We start from the raw sequence: 16,965 nt of genomic DNA, 5'->3' as shown, positions 1-16,965 counted from the left end.
ATAAACATTTCAGTGTGCAGCAACTACCTCAAAAAGTACATCACCTGAATTTGATTCTGTTTTGTTTGAACCTGTTACAAACTCAAAGGCGCTACTATTTGTAATAATCACTGGTGTTGTAGTATCATAGCCAGTTTTTTGGATTTGCTCTATATCAAACTCCAACAGTAAATCACCGGCTTTAACCTCTTGACCATTAGTTACATGTGATATAAAGAATTCACCTTTTAATTCAACAGTATCTAAGCCGACATGTATTAGCAGTTCACAACCATTATTACTTTTTAAGCCAATCGCATGTTTAGTATCAAACACCATTTCAACAACCCCATCAAAAGGTGCAACTGCTTTTCCGATATTTGGACGAATCGCAATACCATCCCCCATCATCTTTTGTGAAAAGACTTTATCATTTACTTGATCAAGTGGTATGACGCTTCCTGATAATGGACTAAAAATCTTCTGCTTCTCTTCGGTTTCTGTTACAGCAAATGTATGATTTTCACTCTTTTTAGTATTTGTCGTTGTACTTTCTTCAGGGATATCATCAAAACCAATTACTAATGTAAGAATAAAGGCCACCACCAAGGAGACAAGACTACTTATTACAAAATAGATAAAGGTTGGACCTAAAAATAACGGGATACCTGCAATAGGACCTGTTCCCATACCAGATGCTTGAACATGGAATGCACCAGCAATTGCTCCTCCTAAAGCACCACCTATTGATACAGCAATTAAAGGTCTCTTCAGCTTGGTCGTCACGCCAAATAATGCTGGTTCTGTAATTCCTATAAATGCATTTAAAGCAGCAGTACCTGCTAAAGCCTTGAATCCTTTATTTTTGGTTTTTGTGTATACGGCAAAAGTTGCTCCTGCTTGAGCAGAATTAGCTGCAACAAAAAGTGCCATCATATAATCCACACCAAACTTTGATAGTGATTGAACCATAACTGGTGTAAACCCGACATGCATACCTAAGATAACAAGGAATGGATAAACAGCTCCTAATACAGCCCCAGCAAGTATGCCAAAGTTTAAGTAAAAATCAATAAATCCTTGACCTATTGAATTTCCAACTATTGTTCCAATCGGACCTAATACAACTAAAATAATTGGTGCAACAATAAGCACAGTCAATAAAGGAACTAATATTGTTTTTAAAATTTTAGGAATAACATTTGTTAACCATCTTTCTACATAAGACATAAGCCAAACACCTAAAATTATTGGCAGTACACTACTTGCATAACTTGCATTAGTAATAGGAATTCCAATAAACTTCAGTGAACTAGATTCATTCATCATAGTTATTAAGCTAGGATGAACTAAAATACCTGCAATCGCGACAGCAACATAAGGATTACACTTGAATCTTGTTGCTGTGCTGAAGGCCAATAATAGTGGGATAAAATAGAATGCTGAATCTGAAAAAATATTTAAAAATTTATAGATATCACTTTCAGTAGATACAATATTATAGAACATTAAAAATATCATTATTCCTTTAAGTAAGCCTGCTCCAATAATTGCGGGAATAATAGGTGTGAAAATACCAGAAAGTGTATCTAAAAACCGACTAATTAGACTTTCTTTATTGCCCCTCTTGCCTTCACCATTAGAACTTGATGCGTTTACAAGCGGAAGAAAAGCATCATATATTGCATAAACTTTTCCTCCAAGGATTACTTGAAGTTGATTTCCGACTATGTTGACACCCAACACACCAGGCAATATTTGTATATCATTCACTTTAATTACGTTTGTGTCATTTACCGATAAACGTAAACGAGTAACGCAATGAGTAACTCCTTTAATATTACTTTCACCACCGCTAAATCTGAGAATCTCCTCTGCTAGTTGCTTATCATTCATTGTTAATAACCCCCGTTAACCAGTTTGGGAAAGATCTTTATAAAAGCGCTTTTATATTAGTTAGATAATATCGAAAAATAATTCAGAATACATTAGATTTAATGGATATCGGTCCCATAGTTCATAAAAAGCTCTATTTAAAACATCTCCTTTGACACTCCTGGTCCATAATAAAAAGTCATTTGACTAAATCAAATGACTTTTAAAAGTTATCTTTTTCTTTTCTCTTTTCATAATCAATAACGTCTAAGGCATATTCTAAATTGTTGTCAAAATCAGAGATTAAAAGTGCAGAGAACAAAAGATCAAAGATGTAAGTAATGGAAATGAATGGTGTCAGCACCTCCATACTCATGATAAGCTGTTTTGAATTTATCTCTATATATTCATTACATTCCTTTTTCAAGTTATCGGACTCAGCACCGCCGATTCCAATAATATAGGTTCCTACTCCCTTAAGATATTTTGCAGTTTTAATCATGGCAGGATTCCCGCCTGTAAAAGATACAATTATCGCCACCCTATTTTTATATTTTTTAGTAGCCATTATGTAATGTTCATTAATACCTGTTTGTGCTGAACACTCAATACCGATAGAAAGAAACTTAAACATAGCAGCTGTTGCGCAACTATACGTTATTCCCTGACCATAAATATCTATTTTATCTGCTTTTTTTAATTGATTGATAACTCTATTTAATGAGTTATAATTTAACATCATTTTAGTGTTAGTAATTGATTTGTCATACACAGAAGGAACAATATTTACTATCTCCTTAACCGAACTGTTTTTATTAAAAGGTTCCTTTTCTAGAATTTGAATTAGTCTTTCCTTTTCAACTATTTCAAGTTCTAGTTTTCGACGGAATTCATTATAGCTAGAAATTCCTAACTTTTTACAAAACCGAAGAACAGTGGCCTTGCTGGTATACGATCTCTTACCAAGTTCTTCAGCAGTTAATTCAACCGATTCTAAGGCGTGTTCAAGAATATAATTCGCTATTTGTATTTCAGAAGAAGTAAATTCTATTTTATTTTCCAATTGTTCAATAAGCATTCCTTTTTCACTCCCAGACAGATTATTCACTTTATCTCATTTTACATCAAGGGACCGATTGGTAGAAATTCATATTCACTAGAGCTAAAGATAGTAAGCACAACATAATCTGCAATACTAAAGCCAATATTACAGTTTTTAACAATAGAAAAACAAAGTAACACTGCCAAAAAACCTGCCAAGAGTTGCTTAGCAGGTTTTTTGGCAGAAAATAAAATTTTACTACAAACACATTTTGTAAATAATAGATTAGCAATAACAGTTACTAATATTTATGGACAACTATTATTTTTCTAGCTTAAAGCCTATTTCCATTGCCAATTTGATTTCTTCACACATATACCACATATCAGTTATTTGTCCATCTTCATTAAATTCAAAGATACCCACCTCATCCCACTCTATTCTTTTATAAGTAGCAGGCATTCCAACGAATGTATCTTTATGAGTTACATAATAATGGAATTGTGCAATGACTTTATTTCCTTCTGCAACAATGGAGTTCATTTCCACCTTTTGCTCACTCAATGCACCGTGCAGTACAGCCCAACCTTCTGTCATCCACTCTAAGAAGTTTCCTTTTTTCGGAATTGCATCACCTGTAGCTTCATAAAGTGCGGCAAAGCCAGCTCTATGGGTAACAGCATCCTTTGATACAACTTGACGAACGTAATCTACATCGTTAGTTGGTAAAGCCTCAGTAATAAATTTTCTAACAATTTCTTTATTATTCTCTAGTATATTCAAAATAGGACCTCCTAAGTGTCTTTTCTATTTCTAGTAGCGCTCTACGAACCAAATCATAAACCCTATAGTAGGAATAGGGTCAACTGTATTTTATGTATCCCAATACAGCATACGTTATGTATAGCAATCTCACCTCTTCCCTTCTATTACATCCACCAAAAAAATAAAAAAAGCTCCTACCATACAGTAGGACCTTTTTTACTGATGTATTCTTTTTACTCTCAATTCAATAAGAAATGCCTCTTCTTTTAATGAACTATAATTTGTAGGAAGAGAAACTTCATAAACCTTCCCCTCGGTTTGAATATTATTAGATTCAATATAATGATAGAGCATTTGATAATAATGATTGTACTCATTATTATTCTCTGTTCTATCAAATGCAATACAAACATAATCTCCTGAGGTAATTGTATCTAGGGTCATTGGTGCTTCTATATTTAGACTTTCTTCTGATACTGATGTATAAATAAACTCATAGTTAATGGGAGTATCTTTATATGATTTCAAAGGAAAGATATATCCATACTGATTATCTATGATACATCCCTTCTCTTCTAATACGTTAGCCAACTTTCTAACATAAAGACCTGGACGACCATTATAAGGAGTGAGTGAAACTGTAGGCATAATTAAAACCCGTTCTTCTTTTATCGTACGGTAATAGACTTTTCCTCTTTCTTTCCCGCAAATTTCTAACTGTTCGTTTAGTTGACGTTTTTTCTTCTCTAATATGCATTTTGCATCTTGCAATTTTTTAAACTCATTTTCAATTACAGTCTCTTGCTGTTGTAGAAAGTTTCGCATATCTTGCGGTGTATTTAGGATAATCTGTTTAATTTCTTCTAATGGAGTTTGTATGCTTTTTAAATATTTTATAATATCAAGATAAAAGAATTGACTAATATGATAGTATCTATATCCATTACTCGGATCAGTATAATCCGGTTTAAAAATTCCTAGCCTATCATAGTACCGCAATGTTTGAATAGAAATATTGTTCAGCTTCGCAGTTTCCCCGATTGAAAAATGTTCGTTCATTTTAAAATTCCCTTTCTATCCTCTTTAGAAGCAAATCAACTTAATTCTATAGCTACTTTTCATTTTGTTCTTTTTTGTAATATAAATACAACCATTTAGAAAGTCAATAATTTGTTTCTTTTCACTCTCGTCATTCCCCATATCCTTTTCATATGATTTTTTGCATATTCAACAAATAATTATTGACTCTATTCTTACTATAGAGTTTATACTCTGATACAGATCAAATATTTTTATAAAGGAAGTAGAGTGATAATGATGAATAACAATAGAGTATGTAAGATACTCGGTATAAAATATCCTATCGTGCAAGCTGCCATGAACTGGATTACAAACGCAAACATGGTTGCTGCTGTTTCGAATGCAGGAGGAATGGGAGTATTAGGTCCCAACGCTGGACCAAAGAAAGATGGAGCTAGACAAATTAACAAGGAGGAAAGAATCCGTAATGAAATACGAAAAATTAAATCACTAACGGATAAACCATTTGCGGTAAATATTATCCTACCTGAAGAAGGAATGGACGATAACGGATTTTATGTTCGAACTACTCTCCATGTAGCTTTTGATGAGGGTGTTAAATATTTTGTAACAGTTGGAAATGTAAATCGTCAAGTATTTAAAGAGATCAAGAATCAAGGAGGTGTAATAATCCATCGTGAATTAACTCCTACAACTGAAGCTGCAAGAATTGCCGAAGAAGCAGGCGCTGATATCATTATAGCTACAGGTTATGATGAAGGTGGTGTTATTCCGCAACAAGCAATTGGAACATTTTCCATTGTTCCAACTATTGTAGATTCAGTTGATATACCCGTAATTGCTACAGGTGGAATTAATGATATCCGTGGTGTGAGAGCAGCTTTTGCTCTTGGAGCTGTAGGCGTTTATGTGGGTACTCGATTTATTGTTTCCAATGAATGCCCTGCTTCAGATACAACAAAGCAACAAATTATTCATTCAAAAGGTACTGACCTTCTTTCAGTTTCTGCCAACCAACGTTCCATACCTAATGAAGCAGCTCAAGAATACGAGAATTTGTACAAAAATGGGTTACCTTCTGATCTAGTGAATAAAAAAATAAGTGAAGACGGTGGCATTCGCACTGGAATGCTAGAAGGGAAAATGGATGCGGGGATTGTTTCTGTAAATACCGCTATTGATCTCATTAAGGATGTAAAGACATGCGAAGATATAGTCAAGGAATTAATGGCTGACTTTATTAAGTAAAGGCATTTAGGAACCACAATCATATTATCTTCAAGTAAAAGCTGGAACTGGTAAAATCCTTAGGATATATCATCGGTTTTTACCAGTTTTTTAAGATTTTTTATTGAACACTAACTTACGTCTTATATATACGAAATGCTTGCCTGGTTATCACATAAGAAAAAGTGTCCCCTAAAATACTTGATTACCTTACCGCTTGAAGCACAAATAAGCTGGTTGCATTTCTAAAAAAGACTATTGCCTAGCAGCCATCCCTCCAATTTTCCACAAATATTTAGGAATCTTTAATTTTTTGGGCTTTAGTACAGAGCATATTCTGAATACATTTGGAAATATTATGATGGAGGTGAATTTTTATGGAAAAATCAGCCCTTACTTCTTCTGAAATAGGTTCCTTAAGGGCAGAGTATATAAATGGAACAGCCACAAATATTATTAATAAGTATATGTTTTCCATTATAGAAGATAAAGCAATAAAGGAACTATTTAATATCGCTATTAAGACATTTGGCCAACAAAAAAACGAAATTGGTAATTTCTTCGTTAAAGAAGGATTTCCTGTTCCCATTGGATTTAATGAAACTGACTTATATCTTGGAAAACAGAAATTGTTTTCAGATGCATTTTGCCTAAATTATTTACACATCATGACTATACATGGAACTTTAGGGCATAACACAGCACTATGTATTTCAGTCAGAAAAGATTTGAGAACTTTTTACGATTCATGTAGTACTGCAGGAAATAAAATGTATCATAAAACAATTGAGTTATTGCTTGAGAAAGGTTTATTTCAAAGGGATCCACTATACTATTCGTACGAACACCCAACTTTTATTAGCAGTAAAGATTTTAGTGATGGTTTTTTGGGAAAAGGTAGAATGCTTGCCGCTACAGAAATTGTAAGTCTTTCCTTGAACCTTAAGAAAAGTATAATGGCTAAAACTCTTTCCATTGCATTCTCACAGGTAGCAGAATCTAAAGAAGTAAGAAAATTTCTAACTGAGTCAGAAAAGACAGCAGATGGCCAAATAAAAGCATTAGCAAAAATACTTCAAGTGGATAATTTACCCGTTCCAAAATCATTGGAAACAGAAGTTACTACCTCTACTGACTCACCATTTTCAGATAAGTTAATGCTTTTCCATATGGGTTTTTTATTTCAAGCTGCCCAAAATTATCATGGCGCTGGCTTGGCTTCAGCCATGAGAACAGATCTTGTAGCCACTTATGAGAAGACTATTCTACAAAATCTTTTAGTTACCAAAAATTGGTTTGATCTTATGGTGAAAAATAAATGGTTAGAACAACCACCACTTGCACCTAATAGGAACGAAATTGCTAAAAAGAATTAACAAACTCTTGCCCTTCCATATTGGTAGGGCAAGAGTTTATTAATTATTCTTTCACTAAACTGCCCAGAATGCGACATTTGGACAATTTATTCCATGAATACTGTAAATTAAAGCCAAAAAAAGTGTTAACACTGCTCTGTTTAATGCTCCCCTTAGGACTATTTGTTTATCCTTATTGAGAGAATTTCCGCAAGTATCTCAAATTATAACACCCGATAGCAATCGTTCCTTACTCAAATAATTGGACGTTCGGCTCACGCTTCAATACATGTACGATTAATGAGTGTAACTGTGCACGGTGATGAAATAGATGAGCCTGTGTATCCAACAGCCATTCGTATCTAGAATGTTTTACTCCAAAAAAAGAAGTGGTTTCACGTAACAACTCCTCTTCCCGAAATGATGTTACGCCTTCCTTTAAATAATTAAAATTGTTAATAAGGGCTTCCTTTATTGCTAATTTAGTAGCTTCTGGTTCAGAATCTACATAGAAATGGTCTAATTCCTCTTCTGAAGCACCAGCACCGATTAAAAAATCTGCTTTGCATAAAACAGATATATGTGAAAGTAGCTCACCAATTGACCATTTACCAGCAGTCGGCCTTATATTCAGTTCTTCCTCACTTATAGTGTCTATTAACTTAATTATAGAGTTAACAGCCAATTCCATTTGTTTGATAACACCATTGCTGTAAACGTTCATATTAATATATATCCCCCTTTTTTCACCTATTTTAATTTATTCAAGAAAGGTATACATTAATCCTGTTGGCTACATGTTTAACCTATTAAAAATACTTTTTTACGTTTGATGCTACCCCATTTTCACGAACTGAAATTATCTATTTTTTAAGAAAGATGAACCTCCTATCGTAAAAAACTCAACAAGTTAAAATTACATCTAAGTTACCTTGTTAAACTAAATTCCCTGTTAGCCTTTGTCTCCTGTACATAGTTCGCAACTTAAATTAATATAGAGATACATAGAATTATCAGTTCTACAAAAATGAAGGTTTATTTTTTAAACAAACGAATGGAGATTATCAGTTAGTTTAAATCAATAATAGCTTTGTGGGATGATTCTCTTAAATACGCAGTTTCACGTAGAAATGAGCGTTATCCTCTAAAATAAACGTTAATCCTTCTTAGAATAAAATTGAATATAATAAAAAAGAGTCTAATCCTTTATATACCAAGGGATTAGACTCTTTTTCAACCAAAATTATTAAGCGTTAATAAGAATTTAACGAGACTTACAGATTTTATATTTCTTGTTTATACTTCTTCTCTTGTCTGTTAATTAAACTACATACTATTATTATGCAAGTAATTTTTTACCTTTTTGGTCGTTTTGTTGCTAAATTTATCTGGTAGCAATTAAGCTTCTTGAAATACGAATATACTTTTACTTTTTTATCTGGCACAAGGCGATAATAATATTAAATATAATCTATAGGGGCGTGTCAGATTAATTTTGGATATATAGGATTTTCCTCTAATTCAACTATAGCCTAAATATATTATTTTACAAATTTTCCTTTAATACAGAAATGCTGCCAAGTTTGTTCCAAAATATTTGCATTTTACCTTTATCCACAGAGAGAAAGACTTTTAATAAGAAAGGGATTAATAATGTTTACTACCTTTAGCAATAAATCTTGTTACTTTTTTGACCATACTCATAGTAATCTTTGGTGTAACACCTTGAATCCAGTCTTCATTGAATTTACCATTCCAGTCATTATCGAGACTTCTCAATAGATTAAAGTCAAAAATTTTTTCCCACGAATCTTCAGTAGGATAACTCTCCTCATCCTCTAAATATCTTTCCCATTCGTCCTCTGACTCTGTAATTGGACCATTATTAAGTACAAAATGCCAATGATCAAAGTCAGACCATAAAATTTTATCTTCAGGTATTTCTAAAGTAAGTATTACTCCTTTTATCCCTTTACTAAGCAAAGCATGTTCATTTCTATTAACTTTTCTCTTCCAAACCCAAATAGGGTAGTCCTTTCCGTTGTATCCTTCAATCTTCTTTTCCATTTGCTTCATCATCCATTGGTAAGGTTTCTTAAAGTCTTCCCAAACGAACTTCTCATCACCGATTAAATATCCTTGTTCCCTCATTCGGTAATATGTTTCTAACCGTTGTACTGTATAAACTTTCATATTACACCAACCTTACATCTCTTTTCCCATCATTATTTTTCTACGTTTCATTATTTTAGCTTTAATGCTTGTTCTGTGTCTATTACTATCAATGATTAGGTAAATTTCCACTGCAAACTCGTACTAAAAAAGAAAGGAATTTTTTAATCATAATTGTTTTTTTAATTCGTACTAATATTTTATGGGCTGACTTTTTATCCTAATTAATGATTGGGTTGATTAAGCGTAGTTATTCCTTTCGTATTAGGAGGAAAAAATTAGATTCAAAATTATCCGGTCTATTATAATTCTAGTTAAACTAACGTCCCTGTTAGTTTAAGAAGAGAAGTTATATGTGTTTCCTGACCCCATTAACACAATTCCTCAATCTAACGCCAAAGTTATAATGACATACCCTTTTCGTGCCCCTTTTCCATGTAGCGGTGAGCTTCAGCAACTTGTTCCAATGGATATCATATAACCATCATCATAAGCTCTTTAGGGAATTTAGATTAGACTTGTTCTTCATGAGCCCTGCAGTCCCGTTTACAGCTAATTTAAATTCAAGTTATTTACAGCAACCCTTCGAACTTCACATCATACAGATATTTCAACTGTTTCTCCATAACCTTGGCTGGTATATGAGGAAATAGTGAATCTCGAAGAGATACTGAAACGCGGTTATTCAACTGTGCAACCCTTCCAATTCGGTTTGACATTTTTGCAATTAGACTGGTCCGCCCAATTCGTTCGTCTTCATATCTTTTCAATGCCTCTTTAATTGTAGCACTCCGTTTTAAGTGTCCTGCGAGAATAACTGCATCTTCAATAGACTGTCCGGCCCCTTGCCCCATATTGGGCGTCATGGCATGAGCCGAGTCACCGAGCAGAACAATGTTTCCAAATGCAAAGCGCTCGATTGGTGGCAAATCATAAATATCATGGTGGAGAAATTGGTGAACAGACGATTGCGCCAGTATGCCAGGGATTGGCTCGTGGTAGCCTTCAAAAATCTTGAGTAAATTCTGCACAGTAAAAGTTTAAAATTGAGGTTCATCTACTTTGGCATTAACACATGCAAACCAATAGATTCGGTTGTCCGGCAAAGGAACCAAGCCGAAGCGTCCCTTACGACCCCAAGTTTCTGTAAATAATTTCGAGTCATATTCCTTCAAATTTGGACCTGTCTGGACAACCGCCCTCCAACAGGTATATCCTGCATACCGTGGTTTTGCATTAGGTAGCAGTGTCTCACGAATGGTGGAGTGAATGCCGTCCGCAGCGATTAGCAAATCTCCTTCCTCCGATGAACCGTCTTCAAACTCTACTGTCACCCCAAAAGCATTTTGTTCAAAACGCCTACAAGTCTTTCCAGTATGGACAAGTTGCTCTTGACCTAAAGCTCTCATTAGCAATTCCAGGAGCTTTCCACGCTCAATCGCCACATTGTCAATTCCATACTTGGGGCTTATTAACGCTGTCTCCTTCCGTTGCAGGACTTTCCCAGTGGGTGTTAGGATACGAAGTTCCTCCAATACCTTCCCTTCCCGAACAACCTGGTCACCTACACCTAACTCCTGCAATGCCCGGACAGCATTCGCGCTAATTGCAAGACCTGCACCTGAGAAACGTACTTCATCCTTGCTTTCAAAAACGTTCACGTCAATCCCTATTTTCCGAAGAGCAATAGCTGTGCTAAGTCCTCCTATGCCTGCGCCTATGATAATTGCTTTCATGGTATCACCGCTCTCATCTTCATTTTAATTAACCTACTAGCAAGTTCTTTATAAGGTGTAAAAATAGTGTTCAATAACCATGTTTGTGGATTTCTACTGATAATTCACCTTTCATTAAAAATAACCGAAATTACTTGTTGCACCAGTATAACCGACAGATTATCAACCATCTCTGGGTATTCTTTTAAGATTCCATCAACTAATCCCTATAAAGCTTGTAATGAAATAATTTCTCCTAAACTTAGAAATGTTCTTGTATTGCTTTTCTTTAACCTCTTATAACTCTAAACAATTACTTCTATGCTATTTTCAAAAGAAAAATACTCAATTTTCTTTTATTCGGTAAAATGGAGTTATTCTCTTTGCCATTTAAGGTATCCTGCCTAATTTATGCCTTTAAAGAAAGTATTTATATATCAAAGAGTTCCAATTAATCACCTCTCCTATCTAATCTTTTAATTAGTCTTTTATTCGTGTCTACTTCAAAAAAAATATAGTTGAAGATCCCTGTTATAAAACTTATCGTTTAATCTCCGTCATTCTTTAAATATATATCACACTCGCTTATTCTACTTATGGTAGGTTCAATGCATTGTGCATATCACAAAAAACGGGGGGAGCTGTTGCTACAGCTCCCCCCTCTTCCCTAATATACCTTCTTTATCATCTCCAACACCTCATCCAAGGTAAGGCCGAAGGATTTGTAGTAGGAGGTATCGAGAACCATTTGATTAAGAATCATTTCATTACGAATTTGCATTTTTATATCATTGGATAGTTCGGCGACAAAACAACCCTTTCCCTTTATGGTATGGATCAACCCGCATCTTTCTAGTTCTTCCCAAGCCTTTTTAACGGTAATCACACTGATGGTAAGCTCCTTAGCTGCTTGTCGGATCGGTGGGAGACAATAGCCGTTTTCCAACTCTCCTTTTAGAATCTGGGAGCTAATTTGCTCATAAAGCTGCTGATAAATTGGTTTGTCAGATGCGTTCGAGATTGCGATGTTCATTAAATTTCCACTCGAAGGAATCGTTTGACCGCAAGCCGATAGGCGATGAAGGAGAGCAACGCAAAGACCAAAATTCCAGCAATTAAAATGAATGTTTGAAGCGTCATTTCTTGTGCATCGGTTCCATAGAAAATACCATTCAATATAGGATTTTGAATGCCAAGCCATTGCGAGATTCCGGCGAAAAGCATGGCGGCCGTAACAGCTGCGCACAGCGCAAAGCCAAATCTATAAGCCGTCTTATAAAACATCGGGATAAAGATGATGTTAAAAATTGCAAGCATGATAAGGTTTAAGCCCCAGAAACCCATATTTGGTGGGAAGAAATAATAGGTTACATTTGGATATAAAATCAGGGAAACGGAACCGAAAATCGCCGCAGTCACAATATGCAACAGCTCTAAGCCGACGATAACGATTATCCTTGCCTTTACCATATCTTTTTTGGCAACGGGTAACACGGACGTAAACATCAAATCGTTTTGCGCTTTAAATTGGTTGAACACATTCGGAATCGTAATCCAGCAGAAATATAGCAGGACAATAAAGTAAATCCAACCCGGAATGAGCATTAAAGCACCAAACAAGAAAGGAAACAGGAAAAAAAAGGGTGGGACAGCCAATCTAACATCTTTCATCACCAGATTATACATACACAACCTCCTTCTTCGCAAAATAAACCATAATCTCCTCAAGGCTCGGTGTTACTGCCTTCATGTTCCATGAGAAATCGTAGTCTTTTGCAAGAATCAAACCCGTAAATCCAAATGAATTTATCTTATAGGAGATCAATCTGTCCTTCACTTGGTGCAGTTGAGTTGTGGCACCATTTAGAATAAGATAAGACTCTTTAAACTCTTCCTTCTCACCACTGCGGACGATTTGCCCATTTTCAATGAAGGTTATAAAATCAGCGCATTTCTCTAAATCTGTAGTAATATGGGTCGAGAACAAAATACTAATTTCTCCGTCAGCGACGAGTCCTTGGAAGATATCCAACAATTCGTCCCTTGCAACCGGGTCAAGCCCGCTGGTCGGTTCGTCAAGAATAAGAAGTTTTGCCCCATGGGATAAGGCAATGGCAATACTGTATTTCACCTTCATTCCCATCGATAGTTCGGCAATCCTTTTGTTTTCATCCAACTTGAATTTCCGAAGGTAATTGCTGTACGTTTCATTATCCCAATTGGCATAGAACCTCTTAATTACATCAGTCAAGGCCTTTACTTTGCTTCGGGTATAAAAGTCTACGCCGCCCATGGCATATCCAATTTCCTGCTTCAACTCAAGTTCGTACTCAACCATATTTTTCCCCAATATGTGAATTTCCCCGCTATCCATGTGGGTCATATTCAAAATTGATTGTATCGTCGTGGTCTTCCCTGCGCCGTTAGCACCGATAAAACCCATAATATAGCCTTTCTCCAGTTGGAATGATACGTTTTTAAGTTGAAAGTTTTGGTAACTCTTATTTACGTTTCGAATGTCCAATGCAAGCACTCTATACATCCCTCCTCATTAAATTGTGATTATCGTGTATACACAATATATCTAATATAAATGATTCTGTCAATACCTACCATGAGATTGCTCACTTCTAAAAAGAAATAACCACCCTACAGGTGGTCATTAAAACAGTTTATTTAACTAAGGAACCAAAATACAGTGCTATTACATAAATGCAAAGAAACCTTTGTCTTTAAACTTTAATATCAAATAAAGAATAGCCTTTATTAATACAAGTATATATAAAGGGCTATCGCTAACGTTGAATATAGATCTGGTAACATCTTTCGCCTTTCACCTTACTATGTTGAGTATCTTCTCTTTGCTTGCAGAACTAAGCGAGTAGTTAACCTACTTAGGATTTGGATGAAAGGAATTGATGGAATGGAAGGAAACAGCAGCATTTGGTTCACTTTATTATCGAGTGTTTTTTTATTGCAATTATCGGAGTTTATACATTATCGGAAATCAAGAGGTATTAATGACACAACTGAGGGTTACTTTCTTGCAGGCAGAGGAATGTCTGGTGGATTTATTGCAAGCGCTCTCATCTTAAATAACTTGTCAGCCGAACAAATGGTAGGACTTAACGGACAAGCATACGGAGGAAACATGACCAGTATGGCTTGGGAAGTCACCTCTGTTATGGCCATCATTATCATGGCACTCATCCTGTTGCCGCGTTATTTAGGAGTTGCTTTTACTACATTATCACAGTTTTTGAGAGACCGTTTTGATGAAGATGTGCGCAAAATGGTGGTAGTACTGTTTATGCTTGGCTATGTTTTGGTAACAATTCCCTCAACCCTTTATTCTGGAGCACTCGGAGTGTTAAAACTGTTTGATCTTCCTAACTTAACTGGTTTATCCTACACTCAGTCAGTATGGACTATGGTTTGGGTTATAGGAATCATTGGAGCATTGTTTGCAGTATTTGGAGGAATGAAGGCAATCGCTGTATCTGACAGTCTAATCGGCATTGGTCTCATTGCCATATGTACGTTAATTCCTATCATAGGACTTTTTGTTCTTGGAAACGGGGACATACTCGGAGGATTAAAGACAATCTCCACAAGCAGTCCAGAAAAGCTGAACGCAATAGGAACAAGCGAGGATGCAGTTCCTTTTGAGATCGCCAATTTCATCCTTAGATGCATAATTACCTTTAACACTAAAATCACCATTTTCAGCTTCCATAAGTAAGCCTTTAACCTCTTTAATAGGACGAACAATCATTCGGCTGATGATGATACTTAGAGTTATTAGTGCCAATACAACAATACCAGTAACAAAAATAAGTATTTATTGTTTGTTTTCTTTATTTTCGTTATTAATTGATTTTGCAATTGTTAGGTTAGAATTCTGCAATTCTTTTAAAGTATCATTAAGTGCTGTTGCTCCTGTTGGTCCCGCTGGACCCGTTGGTCCTATTATTCCAGTGGCAGTTAGCAGCGCTACATCATCAATTAAAATATTAGAAGCAGCTGCTAACGGTATTTAGTTTATAAGCAAATATGCTTGAGTAGTACCCGCAGGTGCTGTACTAGTTGTTAAATATACTTCTTGCCAATCGCTGTTTGTGCATTTGGTAGCCTGTTTGCTGGAAGATAGGTCGATAAACCAGTTCCTATAAGCTCAAAATTTTGTCCAAAAAAGAAAACTTGAATTAACACTGCAGGAGACTGTAAATTACTATCCTTAGCTAAAGATACAATAAGTTCTAAATTCTCCCCCGTTCCGGCAGGGACAAATTTTCCAATATAGGCCGGTTCAATTCCCTGTTCAAGCAAAGCAGAATATGTTCCCGAATGAGAATACTGATTTGTAACAGTGGAATTTTCAGGGAAAACCCAACCATTTAAATTTCCTGTTTCAAATCCACTATTAGTGATTAAATTTAATAAACTCATCTATCTACTCCTTTCGGAAGTATTTTGTATACGAATATAATATGAGTTTTTAATTAAATTGTCTGAGCACTACTCTATATAATGTTCTAGTTAATAGCACATTTTTGAAGTCAGTTAAGACATAAATAAAAAACCACTGTAAATATCAGTGGTTTTTAAAGTTATTAAAATGGATGAAATAATCAGTTCAACATACTTAAATGTACATATTATATCCTGTAAACTCATCTATTTTCTCTCCAAAAAGATGTACTAAAATGTACACCTTTTTGGTTTAAATACTAAATATATAGAATATAATACGTGAAAAAAGATCTCATTATTGTTCCCATAAGTTAGTACATGGCCGTGAGATCTGGAATACGAGACTCACGTAAAAAGAAAACTACTGATGAAATAATCCCTAGAAACAAGAGATTAAGAGAATTTTACGATAAGAAACGTAGTGAAGGTAAACTTTTTAAAGTAGCTGTAATTGCGTGTGCAAATAAACTTTTACACTGGATATTTGCCCTATTAAAGAACAGAACCACTTTCCAAGATATTGCATAGTAACCAAACCAATCAAGACTATGAAAAACCTTCCAAACTAAGGATACAGGAAGGTTATTTGGCATGCATATTTTTAGTATACCATTATAGATTTTAAGTTTTTATTAAAAGATGTTGACAAACTATTGGCTGGTTTTGTCTTAGTGAAATCGTTAACAAATTTATATTTTTTCGTCATTTATTGACATAAAAAAGAGAATCAGAAGTCGTCCCCCCTAGTTAAAATACCTTATCTTAAAAACTTTATTTGATAAAAGGAAAACTTTAACTGACTATTTATTTTATATACGAACGTAAGTACTTGAATTTTAACAATTAATCAGTTATGCTGATTATTAGTAAAACTGATTAATCCAGGAGGTGAATATTACACTTGGAAAAATGGAATCAATCTTATGGCTTTTTACTAGGAAAAGTTCTTCAACAAATGGAAACTAAATTTGCTGAAGGACTGACCCCTTATAAAATTAATGCTAGACAATATGGAGTCCTTTTATTTATTAGCGGAAACCCTTATTCTTCACAAAAGGATATTTCCGAAAATCTACAAATTGATCGGACGACAATGGTTAGCCATATCGATCACCTAGAAACTTTAGGATTTGTAGAGAGAACTAGAAATCCTAATGATAGAAGATCCTATAGTCTTTTAATCACATCAAAAGGGACTCAAGTTTTAGATTCACGTTGGGAATTTCTAATGGAAACGGAATTAGAAGTACTCACCCCTTTAAACAATCAAGAAAAACAATTGCTTAAGGAATTTCTTGTGAAAATTTGGAACCAACTATAA

16 protein-coding genes and 2 pseudogenes are annotated in these 16,965 nt (G+C 34.8%); 5 read left to right on the top strand and 13 right to left on the bottom strand.

Going from position 1 to position 16,965, the window contains the following annotated elements; translation table 11 throughout:
* Positions 1-9 precede the first annotated feature (9 nt).
* From L8T27_RS24710 to L8T27_RS24695, 4 genes are all read right to left on the bottom strand, one after another.
* Positions 10-1,875 carry a beta-glucoside-specific PTS transporter subunit IIABC gene (locus L8T27_RS24710; protein WP_237943550.1) on the bottom strand — a complete coding sequence of 622 codons (1,866 nt, stop codon included), beginning with the start codon at positions 1,873-1,875 and terminating at the stop codon, positions 10-12.
* A gap of 202 nt (positions 1,876-2,077) precedes the next feature.
* Complete coding sequence (locus tag L8T27_RS24705) at positions 2,078-2,932, bottom strand: MurR/RpiR family transcriptional regulator (protein ID WP_237943548.1); 855 nt, start codon at positions 2,930-2,932, stop codon at positions 2,078-2,080.
* A 285-nt stretch (positions 2,933-3,217) separates the two neighbouring features.
* On the bottom strand, positions 3,218-3,679 hold the full coding sequence (locus L8T27_RS24700) for an ester cyclase (protein WP_237943546.1): 462 nt from the start codon (positions 3,677-3,679) through the stop codon (positions 3,218-3,220).
* Positions 3,680-3,877: 198 nt separating this feature from the next.
* Entirely contained in the window at positions 3,878-4,720 is an 843-nt protein-coding gene (locus L8T27_RS24695; RefSeq protein WP_233317968.1) for a MerR family transcriptional regulator, read from the bottom strand.
* Positions 4,721-4,975: 255 nt separating this feature from the next.
* On the opposite strand from L8T27_RS24695, the gene L8T27_RS24690 reads away from it, so the two are divergent.
* Together L8T27_RS24690 and L8T27_RS24685 are read left to right on the top strand one after the other, a co-directional pair.
* The gene (locus L8T27_RS24690) at positions 4,976-5,950 is read left to right on the top strand and encodes an NAD(P)H-dependent flavin oxidoreductase (protein ID WP_233317971.1); all 975 of its coding nucleotides are present in this window, start codon (positions 4,976-4,978) and stop codon (positions 5,948-5,950) included.
* Positions 5,951-6,306: 356 nt separating this feature from the next.
* Positions 6,307-7,305: a DUF3231 family protein gene (locus tag L8T27_RS24685; RefSeq protein WP_237943544.1), complete on the top strand. Its 999-nt coding sequence runs from the start codon at positions 6,307-6,309 to the stop codon at positions 7,303-7,305.
* Positions 7,306-7,534: 229 nt separating this feature from the next.
* Here the strand turns inward: L8T27_RS24685 and L8T27_RS24680 are convergent, their stop codons facing one another.
* The 7 genes from L8T27_RS24680 to L8T27_RS24650 form a co-directional block, all read right to left on the bottom strand.
* Positions 7,535-8,008, bottom strand: coding sequence for a DinB family protein (locus L8T27_RS24680; RefSeq protein WP_237943542.1), 474 nt, complete (start codon positions 8,006-8,008; stop codon positions 7,535-7,537).
* Positions 8,009-8,931: 923 nt separating this feature from the next.
* Entirely contained in the window at positions 8,932-9,477 is a 546-nt protein-coding gene (locus L8T27_RS24675) for a DUF3841 domain-containing protein (RefSeq protein WP_233317978.1), read from the bottom strand.
* A 551-nt stretch (positions 9,478-10,028) separates the two neighbouring features.
* A complete protein-coding gene (locus L8T27_RS28840; RefSeq protein WP_282581450.1) occupies positions 10,029-10,487 on the bottom strand; it encodes an FAD-dependent monooxygenase in 459 nt (152 codons plus the stop codon).
* A 9-nt stretch (positions 10,488-10,496) separates the two neighbouring features.
* Positions 10,497-11,192 carry an FAD-dependent monooxygenase gene (locus L8T27_RS24665; RefSeq protein WP_237943537.1) on the bottom strand — a complete coding sequence of 232 codons (696 nt, stop codon included), beginning with the start codon at positions 11,190-11,192 and terminating at the stop codon, positions 10,497-10,499.
* A 646-nt stretch (positions 11,193-11,838) separates the two neighbouring features.
* A complete protein-coding gene (locus tag L8T27_RS24660; protein ID WP_233317983.1) occupies positions 11,839-12,204 on the bottom strand; it encodes a GntR family transcriptional regulator in 366 nt (121 codons plus the stop codon).
* Positions 12,204-12,857, bottom strand: a complete 654-nt coding sequence (locus L8T27_RS24655; protein WP_233317985.1) for an ABC-2 transporter permease — start codon at positions 12,855-12,857, stop codon at positions 12,204-12,206. Before L8T27_RS24655 ends, L8T27_RS24660 begins: the two co-directional genes overlap by 1 nt.
* Complete coding sequence (locus L8T27_RS24650) at positions 12,850-13,704, bottom strand: ABC transporter ATP-binding protein (protein WP_349238814.1); 855 nt, start codon at positions 13,702-13,704, stop codon at positions 12,850-12,852. The genes L8T27_RS24655 and L8T27_RS24650 overlap by 8 nt, the downstream gene beginning before the upstream one ends.
* Before the next feature lie 372 nt (positions 13,705-14,076).
* Here L8T27_RS24650 and L8T27_RS24645 point away from each other — a divergent pair.
* A pseudogene (locus L8T27_RS24645) lies at positions 14,077-14,739 on the top strand (sodium:solute symporter family transporter); the annotation flags it as partial.
* A 27-nt stretch (positions 14,740-14,766) separates the two neighbouring features.
* Here the strand turns inward: L8T27_RS24645 and L8T27_RS29000 are convergent.
* Together L8T27_RS29000 and L8T27_RS24640 are read right to left on the bottom strand one after the other, a co-directional pair.
* A complete protein-coding gene (locus L8T27_RS29000; protein WP_411411868.1) occupies positions 14,767-14,907 on the bottom strand; it encodes a hypothetical protein in 141 nt (46 codons plus the stop codon).
* Positions 14,908-15,260: 353 nt separating this feature from the next.
* Positions 15,261-15,620: an NTTRR-F1 domain gene (locus L8T27_RS24640; RefSeq protein WP_237943531.1), complete on the bottom strand. Its 360-nt coding sequence runs from the start codon at positions 15,618-15,620 to the stop codon at positions 15,261-15,263.
* 339 nt (positions 15,621-15,959) lie between these two features.
* Here L8T27_RS24640 and L8T27_RS24635 point away from each other — a divergent pair.
* Positions 15,960-16,172: pseudogene (locus L8T27_RS24635) on the top strand (IS110 family transposase); the annotation flags it as partial.
* Between the two features lie 373 nt (positions 16,173-16,545).
* Positions 16,546-16,965 carry a MarR family winged helix-turn-helix transcriptional regulator gene (locus L8T27_RS24630; protein ID WP_233317993.1) on the top strand — a complete coding sequence of 140 codons (420 nt, stop codon included), beginning with the start codon at positions 16,546-16,548 and terminating at the stop codon, positions 16,963-16,965.

Origin of the sequence: Niallia sp. Man26 (assembly GCF_022049065.2) — a bacterium.
GTDB lineage: Bacteria > Bacillota > Bacilli > Bacillales > Cytobacillaceae > Niallia.
The sequence above is the reverse complement of the archived record's forward strand: the minus strand, read 5'-3'. Positions and strand labels throughout refer to the sequence as shown.